This window comes from Bacillus sp. FJAT-22090 (assembly GCF_001278755.1).
Lineage (GTDB): Bacteria > Bacillota > Bacilli > Bacillales_A > Planococcaceae > Psychrobacillus.
The window spans coordinates 577,792-596,560 of record NZ_CP012601.1 but is presented as its reverse complement, the minus strand read 5'-3'; the positions used below and the strand labels follow the sequence as shown (position 1 = coordinate 596,560).

18 protein-coding genes, 1 other RNA gene and 1 other annotated feature are annotated in these 18,769 nt (G+C 35.6%); of the genes, 1 reads left to right on the top strand and 18 read right to left on the bottom strand.

Going from position 1 to position 18,769, the window contains the following annotated elements; all coding sequences use genetic code 11:
• Window positions 1–115: 115 nt before the first annotated feature.
• The 15 genes from greA to cymR all read right to left on the bottom strand — a co-directional run bounded on the left by greA (window position 116) and on the right by cymR (window position 15,760).
• The gene (gene greA / locus AM499_RS03015; RefSeq protein WP_442853781.1) at window positions 116–595 is read right to left on the bottom strand and encodes a transcription elongation factor GreA; all 480 of its coding nucleotides are present in this window, start codon (window positions 593–595) and stop codon (window positions 116–118) included.
• Between the two features lie 106 nt (window positions 596–701).
• The gene (gene udk, locus AM499_RS03010) at window positions 702–1,340 is read right to left on the bottom strand and encodes a uridine kinase (RefSeq protein WP_053588809.1); all 639 of its coding nucleotides are present in this window, start codon (window positions 1,338–1,340) and stop codon (window positions 702–704) included.
• Window positions 1,340–2,614: a peptidase U32 family protein gene (locus AM499_RS03005; protein ID WP_053588808.1), complete on the bottom strand. Its 1,275-nt coding sequence runs from the start codon at window positions 2,612–2,614 to the stop codon at window positions 1,340–1,342. Before AM499_RS03005 ends, udk begins: the two co-directional genes overlap by 1 nt.
• A 17-nt stretch (window positions 2,615–2,631) precedes the next feature.
• Window positions 2,632–3,561, bottom strand: a complete 930-nt coding sequence (locus AM499_RS03000) for a peptidase U32 family protein (protein ID WP_053588807.1) — start codon at window positions 3,559–3,561, stop codon at window positions 2,632–2,634.
• 4 nt (window positions 3,562–3,565) lie between these two features.
• A complete protein-coding gene (locus AM499_RS02995; RefSeq protein WP_053588806.1) occupies window positions 3,566–4,201 on the bottom strand; it encodes an O-methyltransferase in 636 nt (211 codons plus the stop codon).
• Window positions 4,202–4,316: 115 nt separating this feature from the next.
• Window positions 4,317–5,435 (bottom strand): endolytic transglycosylase MltG, encoded by a 1,119-nt coding sequence (mltG, locus tag AM499_RS02990; protein ID WP_053588805.1) that lies wholly within the window; start codon window positions 5,433–5,435, stop codon window positions 4,317–4,319.
• Window positions 5,436–5,671: 236 nt separating this feature from the next.
• On the bottom strand, window positions 5,672–5,977 hold the full coding sequence (locus tag AM499_RS02985) for a DUF1292 domain-containing protein (RefSeq protein WP_053588804.1): 306 nt from the start codon (window positions 5,975–5,977) through the stop codon (window positions 5,672–5,674).
• Window positions 5,978–5,988: 11 nt separating this feature from the next.
• Window positions 5,989–6,408: a Holliday junction resolvase RuvX gene (ruvX, locus tag AM499_RS02980; protein WP_053588803.1), complete on the bottom strand. Its 420-nt coding sequence runs from the start codon at window positions 6,406–6,408 to the stop codon at window positions 5,989–5,991.
• Between the two features lie 2 nt (window positions 6,409–6,410).
• The gene (locus tag AM499_RS02975) at window positions 6,411–6,677 is read right to left on the bottom strand and encodes an IreB family regulatory phosphoprotein (RefSeq protein ID WP_053588802.1); all 267 of its coding nucleotides are present in this window, start codon (window positions 6,675–6,677) and stop codon (window positions 6,411–6,413) included.
• 179 nt (window positions 6,678–6,856) lie between these two features.
• Entirely contained in the window at window positions 6,857–9,490 is a 2,634-nt protein-coding gene (gene alaS / locus AM499_RS02970) for an alanine--tRNA ligase (protein ID WP_053588801.1), read from the bottom strand.
• 197 nt (window positions 9,491–9,687) lie between these two features.
• Window positions 9,688–9,897 (bottom strand) — a binding site (T-box leader).
• A 35-nt stretch (window positions 9,898–9,932) separates the two neighbouring features.
• Window positions 9,933–12,350, bottom strand: coding sequence for an SF1B family DNA helicase RecD2 (recD2, locus tag AM499_RS02965; RefSeq protein ID WP_053588800.1), 2,418 nt, complete (start codon window positions 12,348–12,350; stop codon window positions 9,933–9,935).
• Between the two features lie 20 nt (window positions 12,351–12,370).
• Window positions 12,371–13,027, bottom strand: coding sequence for a tetratricopeptide repeat protein (locus tag AM499_RS02960; RefSeq protein WP_053588799.1), 657 nt, complete (start codon window positions 13,025–13,027; stop codon window positions 12,371–12,373).
• Window positions 13,028–13,043: 16 nt separating this feature from the next.
• On the bottom strand, window positions 13,044–14,120 hold the full coding sequence (mnmA, locus tag AM499_RS02955) for a tRNA 2-thiouridine(34) synthase MnmA (protein WP_053592076.1): 1,077 nt from the start codon (window positions 14,118–14,120) through the stop codon (window positions 13,044–13,046).
• 64 nt (window positions 14,121–14,184) lie between these two features.
• Window positions 14,185–15,321 (bottom strand): cysteine desulfurase family protein, encoded by a 1,137-nt coding sequence (locus tag AM499_RS02950; RefSeq protein ID WP_053588798.1) that lies wholly within the window; start codon window positions 15,319–15,321, stop codon window positions 14,185–14,187.
• A gap of 13 nt (window positions 15,322–15,334) precedes the next feature.
• Entirely contained in the window at window positions 15,335–15,760 is a 426-nt protein-coding gene (gene cymR / locus AM499_RS02945; RefSeq protein WP_053588797.1) for a cysteine metabolism transcriptional regulator CymR, read from the bottom strand.
• Between the two features lie 171 nt (window positions 15,761–15,931).
• Between cymR and AM499_RS02940 the strand changes: the two genes are divergently transcribed.
• Window positions 15,932–17,218, top strand: coding sequence for a replication-associated recombination protein A (locus tag AM499_RS02940; RefSeq protein WP_053588796.1), 1,287 nt, complete (start codon window positions 15,932–15,934; stop codon window positions 17,216–17,218).
• Window positions 17,219–17,330: 112 nt separating this feature from the next.
• Here the strand turns inward: AM499_RS02940 and AM499_RS02935 are convergent, their stop codons facing one another.
• The 3 genes from AM499_RS02935 to ssrS form a co-directional block, all read right to left on the bottom strand.
• Window positions 17,331–17,525, bottom strand: a complete 195-nt coding sequence (locus AM499_RS02935; protein ID WP_053588795.1) for a hypothetical protein — start codon at window positions 17,523–17,525, stop codon at window positions 17,331–17,333.
• A gap of 78 nt (window positions 17,526–17,603) precedes the next feature.
• Window positions 17,604–18,365, bottom strand: coding sequence for a tRNA threonylcarbamoyladenosine dehydratase (locus AM499_RS02930; protein ID WP_053588794.1), 762 nt, complete (start codon window positions 18,363–18,365; stop codon window positions 17,604–17,606).
• 199 nt (window positions 18,366–18,564) lie between these two features.
• Window positions 18,565–18,749: non-coding RNA, 6S RNA (ssrS, locus tag AM499_RS21150), on the bottom strand.
• Between the last annotated feature and the right edge of the window lie 20 nt (window positions 18,750–18,769).

The following is an 18,769-nucleotide window of genomic DNA, read 5'->3' as shown; positions in this document are numbered from 1 at the left end:
ACTCGAATAGTTTCGATTAAATTAAATAAGAGGTAAACAAATTTGTTTACCTCCTCTAATCTCAACCAAATGTAAGCGTTTTATAACCTCTTTAGATTGAATAAACTATTTCATATTAAGAAATTGAGATAATTTCTACGTCCATTTCTCCACCTGGAGTTACAATTTTAACTTTATCTCCAGTTGATTTACCAAGTAGTCCTTTTGCAATTGGAGAATCATTTGAAATAAGTCCTTCTAGAGGATCTGCTTCAGCTGAACCTACGATTGTATAAGTTTCCTCATCGCCATCAGGAATTTCAATAAACGTTACTGTTTTCCCTAGCGTTACAACGTCATTATTTTGTTCTTCTTCAATAATTACTGCATTTCTGATCATTGATTCGATTGTTGAAATTCTTCCTTCCACAAACGCTTGATCTTCTTTTGCAGAATCATACTCAGAGTTCTCCGATAAATCACCAAAACTTCTGGCAATTTTAATACGTTCTACTACTTCTTTACGTTTAACCGTTTTTAATAGTTCTAGTTCTTCTTCTAATTTCTTTTTACCAGCAACGGTCATTGGATATTGTTTCTCTGTTGACACTCCCATACACTCCTTTAAATACACACTTAAAACATATTCATGTACCATTCATATGTTGAGATTTATAATGATATGAATTTCATGAAATAATTGTCAATCCACAATCATCATATTATACAATAACATCTGTTTCAAGAATAGTTTTTATTTTTGTAACCATTAAATCAATTGCAACTTCATTTTGTCCGCCTTCAGGAATAATTACATCCGCATATCTTTTTGTCGGTTCGATAAACTGATTATGCATAGGACGGACAACGTTAATATATTGCTCTACTACAGAATCAACCGTACGACCTCTTTCGTTTATATCCCGAAGTATTCGACGGATTATTCGTAAATCCGAGTCAGTATCAACGAACAATTTAATATCCATTAAATCTCGAAGACGCTCATCTTCTAATACTAATATTCCTTCTAGAATTATTACATCTTTAGGCTCGATTGTAATTGTTTTTGTAGATCGAGTATGTTGTGCATAATCATACACTGGCTTTTCTATTGCTTTATTATTCAATAAATTACTCACATGTTCAATAAGTAAATCATTATCGAATGCTAAAGGATGATCATAATTGGTGTTCAATCGCTCTTCAAACTTTAAATGACTTTGATCTTTATAATAATAATCTTGCTCGATTACTACTACTGAATGATCTTTAAATACTTCACTAATCGCGTTAGTAACACTTGTTTTACCAGAACCTGATCCACCAGCAATCCCAATAATAAGAGGGGTTCTATTAGACATTATTTCATCCCTTTTCTCATCATATTATTTGGATATAATTTTATAGGACATGTAAATTGAACAACTTCTAAAGGATGTCGTGCAGCATCCAATACTTGTCCTTTACTATTTTTTATCTCACCTATAACAATACGAACATTTTCAATTTCTGGTCCGAAAAACTCTACTTCCTCGCCAGACTTGAAATAATTACGCTGTTGTAATGTTACCATTTGCGTTTCATCGTTATAATCTAAAACTAGTCCTACAAAATCAAATCCTAATTTTTTATCGTGTACCCCATACATCTGTTGTTTAAAACCAGGCTCTCCTTCAAAGAATGCTGTATCCGTTTCTCGATTAGCACACTTATCTAGTTCTTCTAACCATTCTTGCTTCATTTGGAAGTTTTCAGGGTCAGCACAATAAGCATCAATCACTTTTCTATACACACTAACGACTGTTGCTATATAGTGTATGGATTTCATGCGTCCTTCAATTTTTAATGAATCAATCCCCATCTCAATCATTCTAGGAATAGATTCAACAAGCTTTAAATCCTTCGGACTCATAGCAAAAGGAACGTCATTATCGTTAAACAAAGCCTGTTCTTCACCATTTTCCTGTGCATATAAATCATAATCCCAACGGCAGGATTGACAACAACCCCCTCGGTTAGAATCTCGAGCAGTCATATGATTAGAAAGGGTACATCTTCCGCTATAGGCAATACACATGGCTCCGTGGATAAATGTTTCAATTTCAATATCCACCTTTTCTTTCATCAACTGAATTTCATCACCACTTGTCTCACGGGCAAGCACAACGCGATTTAATCCTTCTTCCTTCCAATATTGGACTGCTTTCCAGTTAGATAAAGATTGTTGAGTACTTAAATGTAGTTCTAGTTTGGGAGCATTCTTTCTACAGGTTTCAATTATGAGCGGATCCGCCACAATGATACCAGTTACACCTGCTGCTTCCACTGCTTGTAAATATTCTACTAAGCCATCCATGTTTTCATTATGAGCAAAAATATTGGTTGTCACATAGATTTTAGCCCCATATCGATTAGCAAACTCCACGCCTTCACGCATTTCCTCAATGGAAAAGTTCCCAGCATTGGAACGAAGACCAAACTCTTGACCACCTATGAATACAGCGTCTGCTCCATAATGAACAGCGATTTTCAGTTTTTCTAAGCTACCAGCAGGAGCTAATAATTCAGGTTTTTTTGTAATTACCCGTTTACCATCTATTCGTTCACTAATTTTATCTATTTTCGTAATAGTCATTTGAAACCTTCCCTTTCTTAATAAACTGTTTCCTTAAAGAAAAATCCAGTATCTAATGGTCTTAGTGCAGGTTGTATTTCCTTGATATTGTTAAATAGATCTTTTTTAATATCCTTATAGCTCGATTTTGAATTATAGTAAGCATCAATTGCTTGACGGTAGAAACTAGTAACAAGCGTTACATACGAGGGATCATGTAATACCCCATCAATTTTTAAGCTATCAATTTCAGCATCCAAAAGTTCGTCTAATTCATCAATCATACACATATCGTTTGGACTGAAAATATGAGTTCCATTTTGATCTTCAAAAATTGGATATTTGTTCGAACGTTCCTTGTCATGTAAAAACATGTTTTTGTTCTTAGAGCGATTTTCTATTTCCATTGCTTTGTCTTGAAATAAGAAATAATTACCAAGTAGCGGCCTTTTGGATTGGAAAATGCAGGTCATACCATGTACTTGCACTTCAACTTGGACGTCAGCATTTTCTTTAATCTCAATGACTTCATCCAAACTAAGTTCTCTAGCAAGTACTGCTCTTGAAGCGCCTCGTTTTCCCCAGTAATTTGCTGTGAAATAATTAGTTGCTGTTTGCTCTGTATTCCAATGGAGAGGTATAGTTACACCCGCTTCTCTTCTAGCAATAATAACAGCTGGATCACCAAAAACAATTGCATCTACCCCGATTTGTTGGAGTTTTTGCATGTATGGTGCAAGTAGTTCTACTTTATCATTATGAAAAAGTCCATTCATCGCTACATATATTTTTTTATTATGCGCTTTTGCCAGTTTAGTTGCAACTTCAAGATTCTTCAAATTAAATTCTCCTGCTAAACGCAAACCAAATAATTGCTCACCTACTAAAAATGCATCTGCCCCGGCCTCGATAAGATGTTTCATATGTTCGATACTTTCTGGAGTTACTAATAGCTCTGCCTTACTCATAATCTCACCTCTTAATACTTACTAGCATTCCATCTCCAACTGGAAGAAAAGCCGTGTCATAGTCTGGATGATTCATTAACCATTGTGTGAAATGGTGTTGATTGCGTACCATCGTTCTTTTTCTTCGTGGTACTTCACTCATCGGTAATTCGGACAGACCATTTAACAATAAATTATCACAATAAATAACCCCACGATCATTTAACAATGGAGCGTACTTTTCAAAAAATTTCTTATATTGACCTTTAGCTGCATCAATAAAAATAGCATCAAATTTCTGTTCTTTGAAAATTTCATTTGAAATCTCTAATGCATCCCCGATAATTACTTCGATACGATCCTGAAGCTTTCCTCGTTCAATATAATTTTTAGCTAAGTTTGCTTTATCAACGTCTCTTTCGATTGTAACAATATTTGCGGAAGTTAATTTTGTTGCAATACGCATCGAGGAATAGCCTATAGCAGTACCGAGTTCTAATAGAGTTTTTGGTTTTTGTAAAGAAAGCAAATGAATTAATGATTCCATACCTGCTAATTGCATAATAGGAACGTGATTTTCTTTTGCATATTTCTCCATCTCTAAAAAAATTTCTGCACGAGGTTTTATTAGCTCTTTCAAAAATTCTTCACTTACGTCCATAAAGTGCTACCCCTTTAGATTAAAAATTAGTTAATGATAAATTATGTAAAAAACAAATCTAATAATAACATAGCAGGAGAAGGAATGCGATATCGTTCCTTCTCCTGCCTATTATTTATTTTAAATATTTGTCTACATTTTGAAGATGTTCTTCATATGACTTCGAAAAATGATTTTGTCCCGTTTTATCAGCTAAGAAGTATAAGTAATCCGTTTTAGCGGGATCTAATACAGCATCAATCGAGGATTTCCCTGCATTTGCAATAGGTCCCGGTGGCAAGCCTTGATTTTGATATGTATTGTAAGGATTATCCACTTCTAAATCTTCAAATAGGACACGCTCTTTATGACTGCCAAGGGCATATAGAACAGTCGGGTCTGTTTGCAAAGGCATCTCTGCCTCCAAACGATTGTAGAATACACTTGCAATTGTTTCACGATCTGTTTTAGCAGTTGCTTCTTCTTCTAACAAAGAAGCGAATGTTAATAACCAGTGTACTGATTTCCCTTCAGCTTCTAGAAGTTCATAGTAGCTTGCTATCGATCTATCCGTTGCAGTAATCATTGTTTCTACAATTTCTTCTAGAGTAGGTTTTTCAACATAAAAAGGGTATGTAGCAGGGAATAAATAACCTTCAAGAGCATATCGAACATTTTCACCCTTAATTTCTTCAGTTAAAAGATTTGGATACTTAACAATCATTCTATCAACAAATTCTTCACTTGTTACTAATTTAACAAAGTCATCTGCAGGTTGTCCTGTTTTCTTTTCTACAACAGCACCTATTTGGTCTAATGTTAATCCTTCAGGAACTGTCAGAGTAAATACTGGTTCACGATAAACTTTACCAGTTTTTAAACTTTGTATTATCTCATCTAATGTCATAGCCTTTGTTAAACTATAATCACCTGCTTGAAAATTAGATTCATTATTAAACTTCGCATAGTATTTAAATATTTTAGCATCCTTAATTATACCGCTCTTCTCTAATATAGAAGAAATTGAATCTAGTCCCGAGCCAATTGGTATTTGAACACTAATGGTCTCTTCTGAATTTGGATCTAAAGGTTCCAACGCATTTTTTACATATTTATACGTTATAAACCCACCAATCCCACCAATTAATAGAATGATTAGTGCGATTATGAATACAATTTTTCTAACAACTTTTACTTCTTTTTTCTTGTTTTTCATTCTTTCTAACATTACCTCTTTTTTTGATTCATTATCCACGGGTTCCCCCCCTTTATTTCCATTTTATTATACAAGATAACAAGAAAAGCGCAAGGAATACTAAAGGGATTCCTTCTTTCTTTAGGGAATTCTGCTTGTGGTTAGCCCACAGACCGAAAGACATTTACTTCTCTTTTTATCTAATATATTGGAAGGGTGACAGATGGAAAACGAGATTTTAAACGACAAAAAGAAAAAGGTAGAATGAGTAATCTCCTTCCACCTTTTTCTATTAATTATTCCTCTTCTTCTTCTTCTTCTTCTTCTTCGTTATCAAGGAAAGTATTTAACATTTCCTCAATCATATCCCATTCAGCTTCTGATTCAATTGGAAGTAGATCTCCATCTTCTCCATTTTCATTTGGAGTAAAAGATGATGCATGTATTTCAATTTCTTCATTTTCATCTTCTTCTGCACCTATTGGATAATATAGAACATAAGATTTGCCAAACTCTTCTGATTCAAAAGTAAATAATACGTTACAAAGCTGCTCATTTCCATTTTCATCTACAATTGTGATATTTTCTTGACCGTGGTCCATTTGCAGTCACCTCATCTATTTTTTCTATCAAGATAGCCTTGTAAAATCATTACAGCAGCCATCTTGTCAATCACTTGTTTACGTTTTTTACGGCTAACATCTGCATCTATTAACATACGTTCCGCAGCCATTGTTGTCAATCTTTCATCCCACATGGTGACAGGGAGATTGTATTTATCAGTCAATAACTTCGCATAATGTTCCGATGCTTCTGCACGTGGACCGATAGTGTTGTTCATGTTTTTTGGGAAACCTACAACAAATTCTGTTACAGTATGCTCCTTGACTAATTCATCTATCCGTTCTAAACCGAACTCTAGATTTTCTTCGTTAATTTTTATTGTTTCAATACCTTGGGCAGTCCAACCAAGTGCATCACTTATTGCTACTCCTACTGTTCTTGAACCAACGTCTAAACCCATTATCCGCATACTTAAGCCTCATTATTTTTTTTAATATAGAACTTTACTAATTCCTCTAGAATTTCGTCTCGTTCCAATTTACGTATCATATTTCGCGCATCTTGATGGCGAGGAATATAAGCTGGATCACCAGATAGAAGATAACCTACAATTTGATTGATTGAATTATACCCTTTTTCTTCTAATGCTGAGTGTACTTGTAGCATCACATGTTTTACTTCCTGTTCCATGGATTCTTCAGGAAAGTTAAATTTCATCGTTTTGTCAAATGAACTCATGATCAGCACCTCGCTTTCAATTTTAATAGGCAATCTTACATATCTATCCATAGTATAACCGAATTTGGAAATAGTATCAAATACACATGTTGCATGAATACTGTTTTTGTTTCTTTCATGTGATAAATTTTACCCAAAAATGTGCATGTTGGAATGTCCAATGTCCAACGAAATGAGAATTAAACCGATTTGATATACTCATATACCGAATTTAAAGCAGTTTCAAGCTTGCTACCATCTTTTGCACCAGCCATTGCAAAGTCAGGTCTTCCTCCTCCTTTACCTCCACACTGTTCCGCTACTAATTTGACAATATTTCCTGCGTGGTAGTTCCCGCCAACCAAATCCTTTGTAACGCCAGCAGAGATCATTACTTTATCACCGTCAATTGCACCTAGTACAATAACTGCCTTTTCAAGTTTTTGTTTTAAATCGTCCATCATTTGACGCAATTGATTATTATCTTTTGCATCTACTTTAACCGAAAGAACAGTTATGTCATTTATAGTCTGTGCAGCCGATAATACGGAAGAAGCTTGGCTATTTGCAATTTTTGCAGATAGTGATTCATTTTCTTTTTGTACGTTTTTCAAGTCATTTAATGTTTGGGTTACTTTTGTTACTAAGTCTTTTGGTTGAGCTTTTAACAGATTCGCTGCTTCAACTAATGTTTTTTCCTCTTCTTTTACAACTTCAAAAGCACCTTTTCCTGTCACTGCCTCAATACGTCTAGTACCTGCTCCAATACCGCTTTCGGAAAGGATTTTGAAGAACCCTATTTCGGAAGTTGCATGCACATGAATCCCACCACATAATTCTAATGAGAATTCTCCCATTTGAACTACGCGTACAATCTCACCGTATTTTTCTCCGAATAATGCCATAGCTCCCATATTCTTCGCTTCATCAATATTATGGTAACCTGTAACTACTTGAATATTTTCCCAAATTTTTTCATTTACAATATGTTCTACTTGTTCAAGCTCTTCTTTTGTTACTTGTCCAAAGTGAGAAAAGTCAAATCGAAGTCGATCTGGCCCAACATATGAACCAGCTTGGTTTACATGTGTTCCTAACACATCTTTTAATGCTTGATGAAGTAAATGTGTAGCAGAATGGTTTTTCACCGTATGACCACGTAATGAGCGGTCTACTTTAGCTATAACCTCAGCACCGGTTGTTACCTCTCCTGATTCTACAATGACAGTGTGTAGATTTTGACCATTTGGTGCTTTTTGAACGTCTTTTACAAAGCCTCTAAAAGTATCATTTTCAATAATCCCGTGGTCAGCTATTTGTCCGCCACTCTCTGCATAGAAAGGAGTTTGAGATAGTACTACTTGAATTTCATCCCCTTCACTTGCTGATTTAGCAAGTGCTTCTCCGTGGACGATTGTTGATATATTTGTTGTAACGGATAACGTATCATAACCAACAAATTCACTATCATCGTGAATATTTCCATAAACTTCAGATTGTACTTGCATAGAATCTACATTTTGTCGTGCTGCACGTGCGCGATTACGCTGTGCTTCCATTTCTTCTTTGAATCCTTCATGGTCAACTGTCATATTAGCTTCTTCTGCATATTCTTCCGTTAACTCGATTGGGAATCCATAAGTATCATATAGTGTGAACGTTGTAGTTCCAGGAATGAAAGATTCTCCTTTTTCTCGTTGCTCCACAATTACCTTCTCTAAAATAGCAAGACCATCATGAAGGGTCTCATGGAAACGTACTTCTTCGTTTTTAATTACACGCATAATAAAATCTTGTTTATTTGTTACCTCTGGGTAGAAGTCTTTCATTATTTCACCAACTACTGGCACTAACTCAAATAAAAATGGCTTGTCTATTCCTAATTGTTTCGCAAATCGAACAGCTCGACGAAGTAATCTACGTAACACGTATCCTCTGCCCTCATTAGAAGGAAGAGCCCCGTCTCCGATTGCGAATGCTACGGTACGGATATGGTCTGCAATTACCTTGAAAGCTGTATCATATTCGTTATTCGTACGATAAGATTTTCCTGAAATTTCTTCTGTTTGACGGATGATTGGGATGAATAAATCTGTATCAAAGTTTGTTGGTACATTTTGTACAACACTTGCCATACGTTCTAGTCCCATTCCCGTATCAATATTTTGTTTTGGAAGTGGTGTATACGTATGATCTGGATTATGATTAAATTGTGAAAATACCAAGTTCCAGATTTCTAAGTATCGTTCATTTTCTCCACCTGGATATAATTCAGGATTGTTTAGATCATTACCGTAAGATTCACCGCGATCATAGAAAATTTCAGAGTTTGGACCACTCGGACCTTCTCCTATATCCCAGAAATTCCCTTCCAATCGTATAATACGTTCTTCAGGAATACCTATTTCGTCCTTCCAAATAGTATATGCTTCTTCATCTTCAGGATGAATTGTTATAGATAATTTCTCTGGGTCAAATCCTATCCATTTTTCACTCGTTAAAAACTCCCAAGCAAAATGGATTGCTTCCTTCTTAAAGTAATCGCCGATAGAGAAGTTTCCAAGCATTTCAAAAAATGTATGGTGCCTTGCTGTCTTCCCTACGTTTTCAATATCATTTGTACGTATAGATTTTTGTGCATTCGTAATTCGAGGATTTTCAGGTACTACGCGTCCATCAAAATATTTTTTCAATGTTGCAACACCACTGTTGATCCATAGTAGAGAAGGATCATTGTTCGGTACTAAGGGAGCTGAAGGCTCTTGTGCATGCCCTTTTTCCATAAAAAAATCTAAATACATTTGTCTAATCTGTGCACCAGTTAATTGTTTCATACGTATTTTCCTCCTAAAATAGAAAATTAAAATCGCATTGCCGTATTACAAGCTTTCTCGACAATATAAATCTGGTCAATCGCCGAAGGCTTTCATTTTATTCAACATAATGGATTATCAATATATTTTCCATTTCCCACATCTAAAGAAAATGTAAATAATCTACTGAATAAAATAAAAAAAGCCTTCATCCCTAAAAAAGGGACGAAAGCTATAATTTCGCGGTACCACCCTAGTTACACAATACAAAATTATTGTGTCTCTCAGTAACCTTAACGCGGCTATACGGCAGGTTTTGACTGCACTCAAGAGTAGCTTTCCTACTTGTTAGGATCTGAAGATTCTTTCAGCCAAGGAATCTTTCTCTTTACAGTAAACAAGAGTACTTTCTCTATCATCGATTTGCTTATGCATTTGATTATAAAAAACTATCCTACCAATGTCAATTATCGCCTTCCATAAATTGATAAGGAGTAATACCATTCATTCCGATTAATGGATCGATTTGGTGATAATTGTCCGCTGACAAGTAAGTAGAGTCCGTTTGAATTTCCGCGATTGTCTCTTCTATATTTTCTTCACTTATATTATTTTTTTCCTCACTTAAAGTTAAACGGTTCTTTAAAGTTGTCAATCGTTGAAGGTCATCTTTTCGCTGTACACCAAATTTAAAAACTTCTGGGTCTCCACATAATATTAAGAAGTTTTTTGCTCTTGTTATACCTGTGTATAATAGATTTCTTCTTAGCATTTTCATATAACTTCTCGTTATTGGCATAATAACTGTTTGGAATTCACTACCTTGTGATTTATGAACGGAGCAACAGTAAGCTAATGTAATTTGACTTAAATCATTTTTTTCATATGTTACTTCGTTTCCATCAAATGAAATAACAAGCATTTCTTTCTTTTCAACCGTCTCTGCAGCTTTAAAAATACTTACTACCTCACCCATATCACCATTAAATACATTACTTTCCGGTTGGTTAACTAGTTGAAGTACCTTGTCCCCTATACGGTATATCGTTTCCCCAAATACCATTTCTTTTCGCTTGCCATCCGTATTAGGATTCACCATTTCTTGAATCATTTTATTTAAGGCATCTATTCCAGCTGGGCCTCTATACATAGGGGCCAATACTTGAATATCACGTATAGAAAAACCCTTTGTGAGTGCACTTTTTAATACTTGTTCAACTACTTTTGGGATTTGTTCCGTAGATGCTTTAATAAAAGAGCGGTCCTTCGTCTTTTCCAATAAAGTTTGAGGGACTTGCCCATTTTTCATTTCATGTGCCAACTCTATAATAGAGGATCCTTCCGATTGGCGATAAATATCTTTTAACTCCACGGTTGGAATTCGTTCAGAAGCCAACAAATCTTTTAAGACTTGCCCTGGGCCAACAGGTGGTAATTGGTCTTGGTCACCTACAAAGATAACCTGGGCATTCTTTGGGATAGCTTTTAATAACTGGTGACCTAGCCAAGTGTCAAGCATCGAAGTTTCATCAATAATAATTAATTTCCCTTCGATTTCTTTCCCTTCTGCTTCCGAATCTTCTTGTCCATTAAAGCCTAATAATCGATGAATAGTCATAGCAGGTAATTCTGTAGATTCACTTAAACGCTTTGCAGCTCTACCGGTAGGGGCAGCTAGAACGACAGGAAAAGGCTTTTTGTCTTTTACCCACTCTTTTGGATCTAGGGAAAGTCCATGAAGCTCACCGTACAACTCAACAATTCCTCTTACTACTGTCGTTTTCCCAGTTCCAGGACCACCAGTGAGAAGTGTCATACTTGAATTGAGCGCCGTTTCAATCGCTTGTACTTGCGTCTTAGCATATTGAACCCCAAGTCTTTCTTCTATACCACAGAGATGCTTTTTCATTTCAGATAGAGGAAACTTATGATGTGAATCATTTTCGTTAAGTAATGTTTCAATTTTAGAGCTAATTCCTACTTCTGAAAAATAAAGGGAAGGGATGTAGAATCGATTGATTTCTCCTACAATTCGTTTTTCCTCGGAGAGCTCAATACAACACTTTGTGATTGCTTCATAAGAGATTTCCTCTCTTTGTGCACTTTCCAATAAACTTTTGACAGATTCCAATAATTGTTCCGCATATAAAAAAACGTGACCCTCACTTAGAGAAGCAGTCTGTAATAAGTGGAAAATGGCCGCTTTTATACGATCCGGATGATTACCTTGAATACCAAGTTTATATCCTAGTTCATCCGCTCGAACAAATCCTACTCCCTCAACTTCTTCAATTAGACGATATGGATTTTTGGTTAATACATCTATTGTTTCTTCTCGGTATGCCTGATATATTTTCATCGCAACCTGAGGACCAAAACCCCATTCATTGAGCTGGATCATTACTTTTTCTAGACCTAAGTTTTGTTCCAAAGCAGCTCTTAATGTTTGCTTTTTATCTTCAGCCAGTTTCGGAATTACATCAAGTGCAGTTGGATCATCTAATATTCTATTAATAGCATTTTGACCAAGCATCTTCACTATTTGTTCTGCCGTTTTCCTTCCAATCCCAGGAAACATATCACTAGATAAATAATGAACAATCCCTTGTTCTGTTGCAGGAACTTCCTTCTGAAAAGTTTCTGTTTGAAATTGAACGCCATATTTGGGGTGATTTTTTATAACCCCAGTAAATTTATAGGCTTCTTCCAAAACTAAAGGTGGAAAGTAGCCAGTCACAATTATTTCTTTTTCTTTATATGTAGTGTTAGTAGATTTAATCTTTAATTTAATGATAGAAAATAGGTTTTGGGGATTATGAAAAATAGAAACGATAGGACGACCAGTAATAAATTGTTTTTCATTATTTATTTCCATGGTCATACTACCGCCTCCGATTGTAGTTAATTGCGTAGAGAAATCATATCGTACACATAACGTGCTTGATCATAACTTGGTTGAATGGTATAAGCTTCTTTTAAATGGTGCAGTGCCGCCTCAGTATTTGTAGTGGACACTGCATAAAGCACACCTAGATTATAGTGGGCATCCGCATTTTCTGTATCTGCTAGTAAAATTTCTTTTAAAATTGGTTCCGCCTCTACAAACATTTCAAAACTTGCTAGAGCGATAGCATAAGATAGCTTTATTTGTAAATCGTGTGAGTCTATCTCATATGCCCTTTGAAAGTATGGAAGCGACAACTTTGTTTGACCTAGTTTTTCAAAGCTTTTTCCTAACATAAAATAAGCATCCGGACCTTCAATCCCATTAGCTATTGCTTTTTCGTATAACTTCGCCGCTTCCTCAAATCGATCAGCTTCAAAATATAAATTAGCTAAACTATAATAGGCTGCAGCAGCATGTTCATCTAATACGATAGCCTTTTGAAAGAATCTTTCTGCCCGTTCATTTTCATTCATAGATGCTAGCAAATTTCCAAAATTGATATATCCAATTACTTCATTTGGATTTTCTTCAATCGCCTTCGTGAATAACTCTGCTGCTTTTTCATAGTTTTCTTCTTGAATGGCTTGTATTCCCAATTCATTAAAATTCATTGTATATTCCTCCCAATTAGCCGACGTAATCCAATTGCATACCATCTTTGAACACTTTATCAATCGTTGCTCCACCTAAACACTCGTCTCCTTGATAGAAAACAACTGCTTGTCCTGGTGTAATGGCACGTACCGGCTTATCAAAAGTAACTAAAACCTCATCATTCGGAAGTAATTCCACGTGAACTCCGACATCCTCTTGACGATATCTAAATTTAGCTGTGCAATCAAAACTTTGTGGTTTTTCTATAGTAGTCGTGAAAGAAAGACCTGTAGCTTTTAGGCTTGTAGAAAAAAGTGCATCATTATTAATATTTTGACCAACTAACAATACATTTCTTTCTAAATCCTTACCAATAACAAACCATGGATCACCTGATCCACCGATACCTAAACCATGACGTTGACCGATTGTATAGTACATTAACCCATCATGTTTACCCATTGGTTTACCATCCATCGTTTCCATCACGCCTTGTTGAGCAGGTAAATACTGACCTAAAAACTCTTTAAAGTTTCGTTCTCCAATAAAACAAATACCAGTAGAATCTTTTTTAGTTGCAGTAGCAAGACCTTGTTCAAGAGCAATTTCACGCACTTTTTTCTTTTCTAAGTGACCAATGGGAAACATTACTTTTTCTAATTGGTCTTGGTTTAATTGATTTAGGAAATACGTTTGATCTTTGTTAGCATCTTTTCCGCGGAGCATACGAGTTTGTCCATCTCTTACTTCCACTTGGGCATAATGACCAGTTGCTAAATAATCCGCTCCAAGTGCAAGGGCATGCTCCAAAAATGCTTTGAATTTAATTTCTTTGTTACACATAACATCTGGATTTGGTGTTCTACTTGCTTTATATTCCTCTAGGAAATACGTAAAAACTTTATCCCAATATTGCTTTTCAAAATTTACAGCATAATACGGAATACCGATTTGGTTACATACTTTAATAACATCATCATAGTCTTCCGTAGCTGTACATACTCCAAATTCATCGGTGTCATCCCAATTTTTCATAAATATACCGATTACATCATATCCCTGTTCTTTTAACAAATATGCCGCAACGGATGAATCGACTCCACCAGACATTCCAACTACTACTCGTGTATCCTCTATTTTTTTCACTTTTTACTCACTCATTTCGAATTATTCGTTAAAATCCTAGAATAATTTTACTAATTCTATTTGCTGCTTCAATTACTTGAGACTCCGAATTATTGATTCCAAAGCTAAAGCGTACAGAATTCCTTAGCTCTGGGGATTTCTCACCAAACATTGCGACTAAAACATGTGATGGATCTATAGAACCTGCAGTACAAGCTGAACCGCTAGAAGCATCAATACCTGCTAAATCAAGTTGAACTAAAAACGTTTCTACATCTGTTTTTGGAAAACTAATATTTAATACATGTGGAAGAACATTTACTTTAGATCCATTAATAGAAAAATCAACACCATTGTTTATTAATTGTTGGACAAAAGCGTTTTTTAGACTGTTTAATGCCCTACTATTTTCCTCTAAGTGTTGTTGCTTTAACTCCACAGCTTTCGCAAAACTAACTACTGCAGGAACATTTTCTGTTCCTGCACGTTTCTTTCTTTCTTGTTGACCACCATAAAATAATGGTTTTAAGTATATTCCATTTCGTTGATATAAAAAACCAATACCTTTTGGACCATTAATTTTATGACTAGAAACGCTAAGTAAATCAATATGAAGTTCTTGCACATTAATCGAGATACTACCGTATGCTTGAACTGCATCTGTATGAAAGTAAGCAGGATGATCTTTTAAAAGCTGTCCAATTTCACGAATTGGCTGAACAGAGCCCACCTCATTGTTTCCAAACATGATAGAAACTAATATAGTATCGTCTCGAAGTGAATTTTTCAAGTCATCGACCTTAATGATTCCTTCTTCATTTACAGGTAAATAAGTTACTTCAAATCCTTCACGTTCTAATTGTTCACATGCATGTAAAACAGCATGATGTTCGACTTGTGTTGTAATAATATGTTTTCCTTCTTGCACTCGTGCAAAGGCAGTCCCAAAAATAGCATAATTATCTGCTTCCGTTCCTCCGCTAGTAATGGTAATTTCGTTTACATTTGCCCCTATACTTGAAGCTAGAATTGTTCTTGATTCGTCAAGTTTCTTCCGTGCTCTTCGGCCTGTTTGATGAATGCTCGAAGCATTGCCATATTCATCATTCATTTCATCTGTATAGGTTCTGATCACTTCTACTGCCATTGGTGTTGTTGCGGCGTGATCTAAATATATTCTAGTCATTTCAAACTACTCCTTAAATGTAAAACATATATCCATCATTATTCTTTGGGTCATCTTCTGTATGTTTTGCTAAATCTTCGATTGTAGTCGTCTCTAACACATTTTTCACTGCGTCACGAATACGCATCCAAAGCTCTCGTTGTGGTGGCTCTTCTTCTTCAATACCTTCTACTATTTGAATAGGTCCTTCTAGTACACGAATAACATCACCTGCAGTAATTTCGTTAGGGACTTTCGATAGCATATATCCACCATAAGCGCCTCTGACACTTTTAACTAGTCCTGCATTTCGAAGAGGAGATACAATTTGTTCAAGATAAGCCTCCGATAAATTATGATCCGATGCAATTTGACGAAGTGCCAATGGACCCTCTCCGTACTGTTTACCTAGCGCTATCATAATGGTTAATCCATAACGTCCTTTTGTTGAAAACTTCAATATATTCCACCCCATTAAATATCTAATTAGCCTGTGCATACTCGTAGCCCAGGAATTGAAAAATTCTTTCCCTAGTATAGCATAAATACATCATATAACGACTTCAAAATGACTTTTCAGCTCAACTTCGTTATAATTAAAGAACAGATGTTTGAATAAGGAGAGATCATTTTGAATAATGAACCTTTAGCATATAGAATGAGACCCCAAACAATAGATGAAATAGCTGGACAACAACATGTTATCGGAAAAGATACAGCATTATATAAAATGATAAAAAATGGACATGTTCCTTCTATGCTTTTATATGGAGATCCAGGAGTTGGCAAGACTTCTCTTGCATTTGCAATTGCAGGTACAACTAAACTACCCTTTGTAGCATTAAATGCAACAAAGGCTGGCAAAAAAGATGTAGAAGATGTCGTAGCTGATGCGAGATTAACTGGGAAGGTCATTTTATTTTTAGATGAAATTCATCGTTTCAATAAACTTCAACAGGATACATTATTACCTCACGTAGAAAATGGCTCTATTATATTGATAGGTGCAACAACCGAAAATCCATTTCACGATGTAAACCCTGCAATACGATCCCGTTGTGGAGAAATTAAACAACTAAAACGTCTTACATCAGAGGACGTAGATCTTCTGCTAAAAAGAGCACTTGAAGACTCAGAGAAAGGCCTCGGAAACGTAGCTATTGAAATAAGCAATGAACAAAGAAAAAAAATAGCGGATGGAGCAAATGGAGATGCAAGAAAAGCATTAACCTTATTAGAATCAACCATATTTGCTAGCTTTGAAGAAAACGGCGTTACGAAAGTGGAAGATTCTATATTGAACAGTCTTGTGGATAGAGTTGGTGTTTTTGGAGATAAAAAGGGCTCTCACTTTTATAACCTCTTATCAGCTTTACAAAAGTCCGTACGTGGAAGTGACACAGATGCCGCACTTTACTATTTGGCGCATTTACTTGAAAACGGAGACTTAGTTGCTGTTTCAAGAAGATTGCTTGTTATGAGTTATGAGGATATCGGCCTTGCAAATCCTTCTATTGGTCCACAAGTGCTTGCAGCGATTCAGTCTGCGGAAAGACTAGGACTCCCAGAAGCCCGTATCCCTTTAGCGAACGCTGTAGTATTAATGTGTCTTTCTGAGAAATCCAATTCAGCATATTCAGCTTTAGATGCTGCAATAGCAAGTATACATCAAGGTAAAACAGGAGACATTCCTAGCCATTTAAAAGATACACATTACGCGGGAGCTAAGGACCTAGGTCATGGAGGATATATATATCCGCATGATCATAAAATCGGTACATTCGGAGGATGGGTCAATCAAACCTACTTACCTGATAATCTTATCGGAAGTAAATTCTATACTCCAATTGAAGCTGGAGAAGAAAAACGACTTTCCGCCATATATAATAGGTTAGAAAAGTTTAAAATAGAAAAATAAAAAGCAAAAATCCAGTCATTCCAAACATGACTGGATTTTTACTTTTTTAGTTGTGCTCCTGCGCAAAGCTCGTCGCAGACCATTTAGTTAACGATTCTATATTGTAATACCTTTAAACACCCATCTTGCGTCTAGTATTACTCACTTTCTTCGTCTGTTGGCTCTTCATTTTTTGGTTGGCTGCTGGACCGTTTCCTACTGATTTTCCGCCAGAAGCTTGGTTTTTCTTTTCTTCAAGCTTTTGTTTCACTGCTTCTTGTAATGTCATTTTCTTTTTTGGAGCATCTTGATTATTTAGCTCTGTCATATATGACTTCCTCCTCTTTTGTACACTTTTCTTTTTCTTTAATACTAGTATAGGCTAAAAGGAAAAATTTTCAACAAATTATTGTACTCGATTTATATGAATATCCTTCGTGATATTATTAATGACCCAACTAGCACAAATTAAACCAACAGAAGATGGAACAAAAGCATTGGAAGATGGCGGCATTTTCGCTTTACGAATTGCTGCGTCTGGTTTTCCAACAGTTCCAACTACATCTTCACGAACAATTATTGGGCTTTCATCTGAAAACACGACAGGAATTCCTTTTGTAATATGGTCCTCTTTACGTAATTTAGTTCGAATTATTTTAGCAATAGGATCCGTATGAGTTTTAGAGATATCCGCAATTTTAAAACGAGTTGGATCTGTTTTGTTTGCGGCACCCATACTTGAAATTATTTTAATACCACGTTTTAAGCATTCTTTCATTAGATGGATTTTATAAATAATTGTATCTGATGCATCGATTACATAATCAATTCCCAATTCGAAAAACTGTTCATATGTTTCTTCTGTATAAAACATATGCATGTCAATTACTTCACATTCTGGATTAATATCTGCAATTCTTTCTTTCATCACTTCGGATTTAGAGCGTCCAATCGTAGACATATAAGCTACTAACTGTCGATTGATATTAGTAATATCAACATTGTCTTTATCTACTAATATTATTCGGCCGATACCGCTTCTAGCACATGCTTCAGCTGCAAATGATCCTACTCCACCAACACCTAATATGGCAACAGTTGTATTTTTTAATAATTCGATACCTTCTTGCCCTATTGCTAGTTCATTTCTGGAAAATTGATGTAACATACTAAAACACTCCATTTATAACATATTAGTTGAATATTAAATTCGTCTTATCTCACTTGGGTTCAGCTTATGTACCTCACTTGTAGGTGAAAACTCTAAAATGGAATTCCCAAATTCAAGTTGGGTGAACCATCATTCTAATTATAGCCATGAAAAACCCCCCAGCAATTCTTGCTAGAGGGGATATAAGTAATTTAGGACGAATCCCAATAGTGCCGACAAATAAAGCGTATCGTTTTGAACCCGCATTTAGCAGGTGGGTGTCCTCTTTATTAATCCTGGCGTCCCTATTAAGGGCATGTCATTTATAATAAAAGTTAGACTCCCGACGATATAGTTGTTCGGTCAAAACTGATTAGCACGTTGCGAACACATCAGGATTCGTATTACTTGTATGATAGCAC

Excerpts from the sequence above, each read along its gene's own strand:
- AM499_RS02935 (WP_053588795.1), bottom strand. The coding sequence starts at position 17,525 with ATGACAGAGCTAAATAATCAAGATGCTCCAAAAAAGAAAATGACATTA.
- AM499_RS03000 (WP_053588807.1), bottom strand. The coding sequence starts at position 3,561 with ATGAGTAAGGCAGAGCTATTAGTAACTCCAGAAAGTATCGAACATATG.
- AM499_RS02995 (WP_053588806.1), bottom strand. The coding sequence starts at position 4,201 with ATGGACGTAAGTGAAGAATTTTTGAAAGAGCTAATAAAACCTCGTGCA.
- AM499_RS02960 (WP_053588799.1), bottom strand. The coding sequence starts at position 13,027 with ATGAATTTTAATGAATTGGGAATACAAGCCATTCAAGAAGAAAACTAT.
- AM499_RS02975 (WP_053588802.1), bottom strand. The coding sequence starts at position 6,677 with ATGAGTTCATTTGACAAAACGATGAAATTTAACTTTCCTGAAGAATCC.
- AM499_RS02930 (WP_053588794.1), bottom strand. The coding sequence starts at position 18,365 with ATGTTACATCAATTTTCCAGAAATGAACTAGCAATAGGGCAAGAAGGT.
- greA (WP_442853781.1), bottom strand. The coding sequence starts at position 595 with ATGGGAGTGTCAACAGAGAAACAATATCCAATGACCGTTGCTGGTAAA.
- ruvX (WP_053588803.1), bottom strand. The coding sequence starts at position 6,408 with ATGCGGATAATGGGTTTAGACGTTGGTTCAAGAACAGTAGGAGTAGCA.
- AM499_RS02950 (WP_053588798.1), bottom strand. The coding sequence starts at position 15,321 with ATGACTAGAATATATTTAGATCACGCCGCAACAACACCAATGGCAGTA.
- mnmA (WP_053592076.1), bottom strand. The coding sequence starts at position 14,120 with ATGTCTGGTGGAGTCGATTCATCCGTTGCGGCATATTTGTTAAAAGAA.
- AM499_RS02985 (WP_053588804.1), bottom strand. The coding sequence starts at position 5,977 with ATGGACCACGGTCAAGAAAATATCACAATTGTAGATGAAAATGGAAAT.
- recD2 (WP_053588800.1), bottom strand. The coding sequence starts at position 12,350 with ATGACCATGGAAATAAATAATGAAAAACAATTTATTACTGGTCGTCCT.
- AM499_RS03005 (WP_053588808.1), bottom strand. The coding sequence starts at position 2,614 with ATGACTATTACGAAAATAGATAAAATTAGTGAACGAATAGATGGTAAA.
- alaS (WP_053588801.1), bottom strand. The coding sequence starts at position 9,490 with ATGAAACAATTAACTGGTGCACAGATTAGACAAATGTATTTAGATTTT.
- udk (WP_053588809.1), bottom strand. The coding sequence starts at position 1,340 with ATGTCTAATAGAACCCCTCTTATTATTGGGATTGCTGGTGGATCAGGT.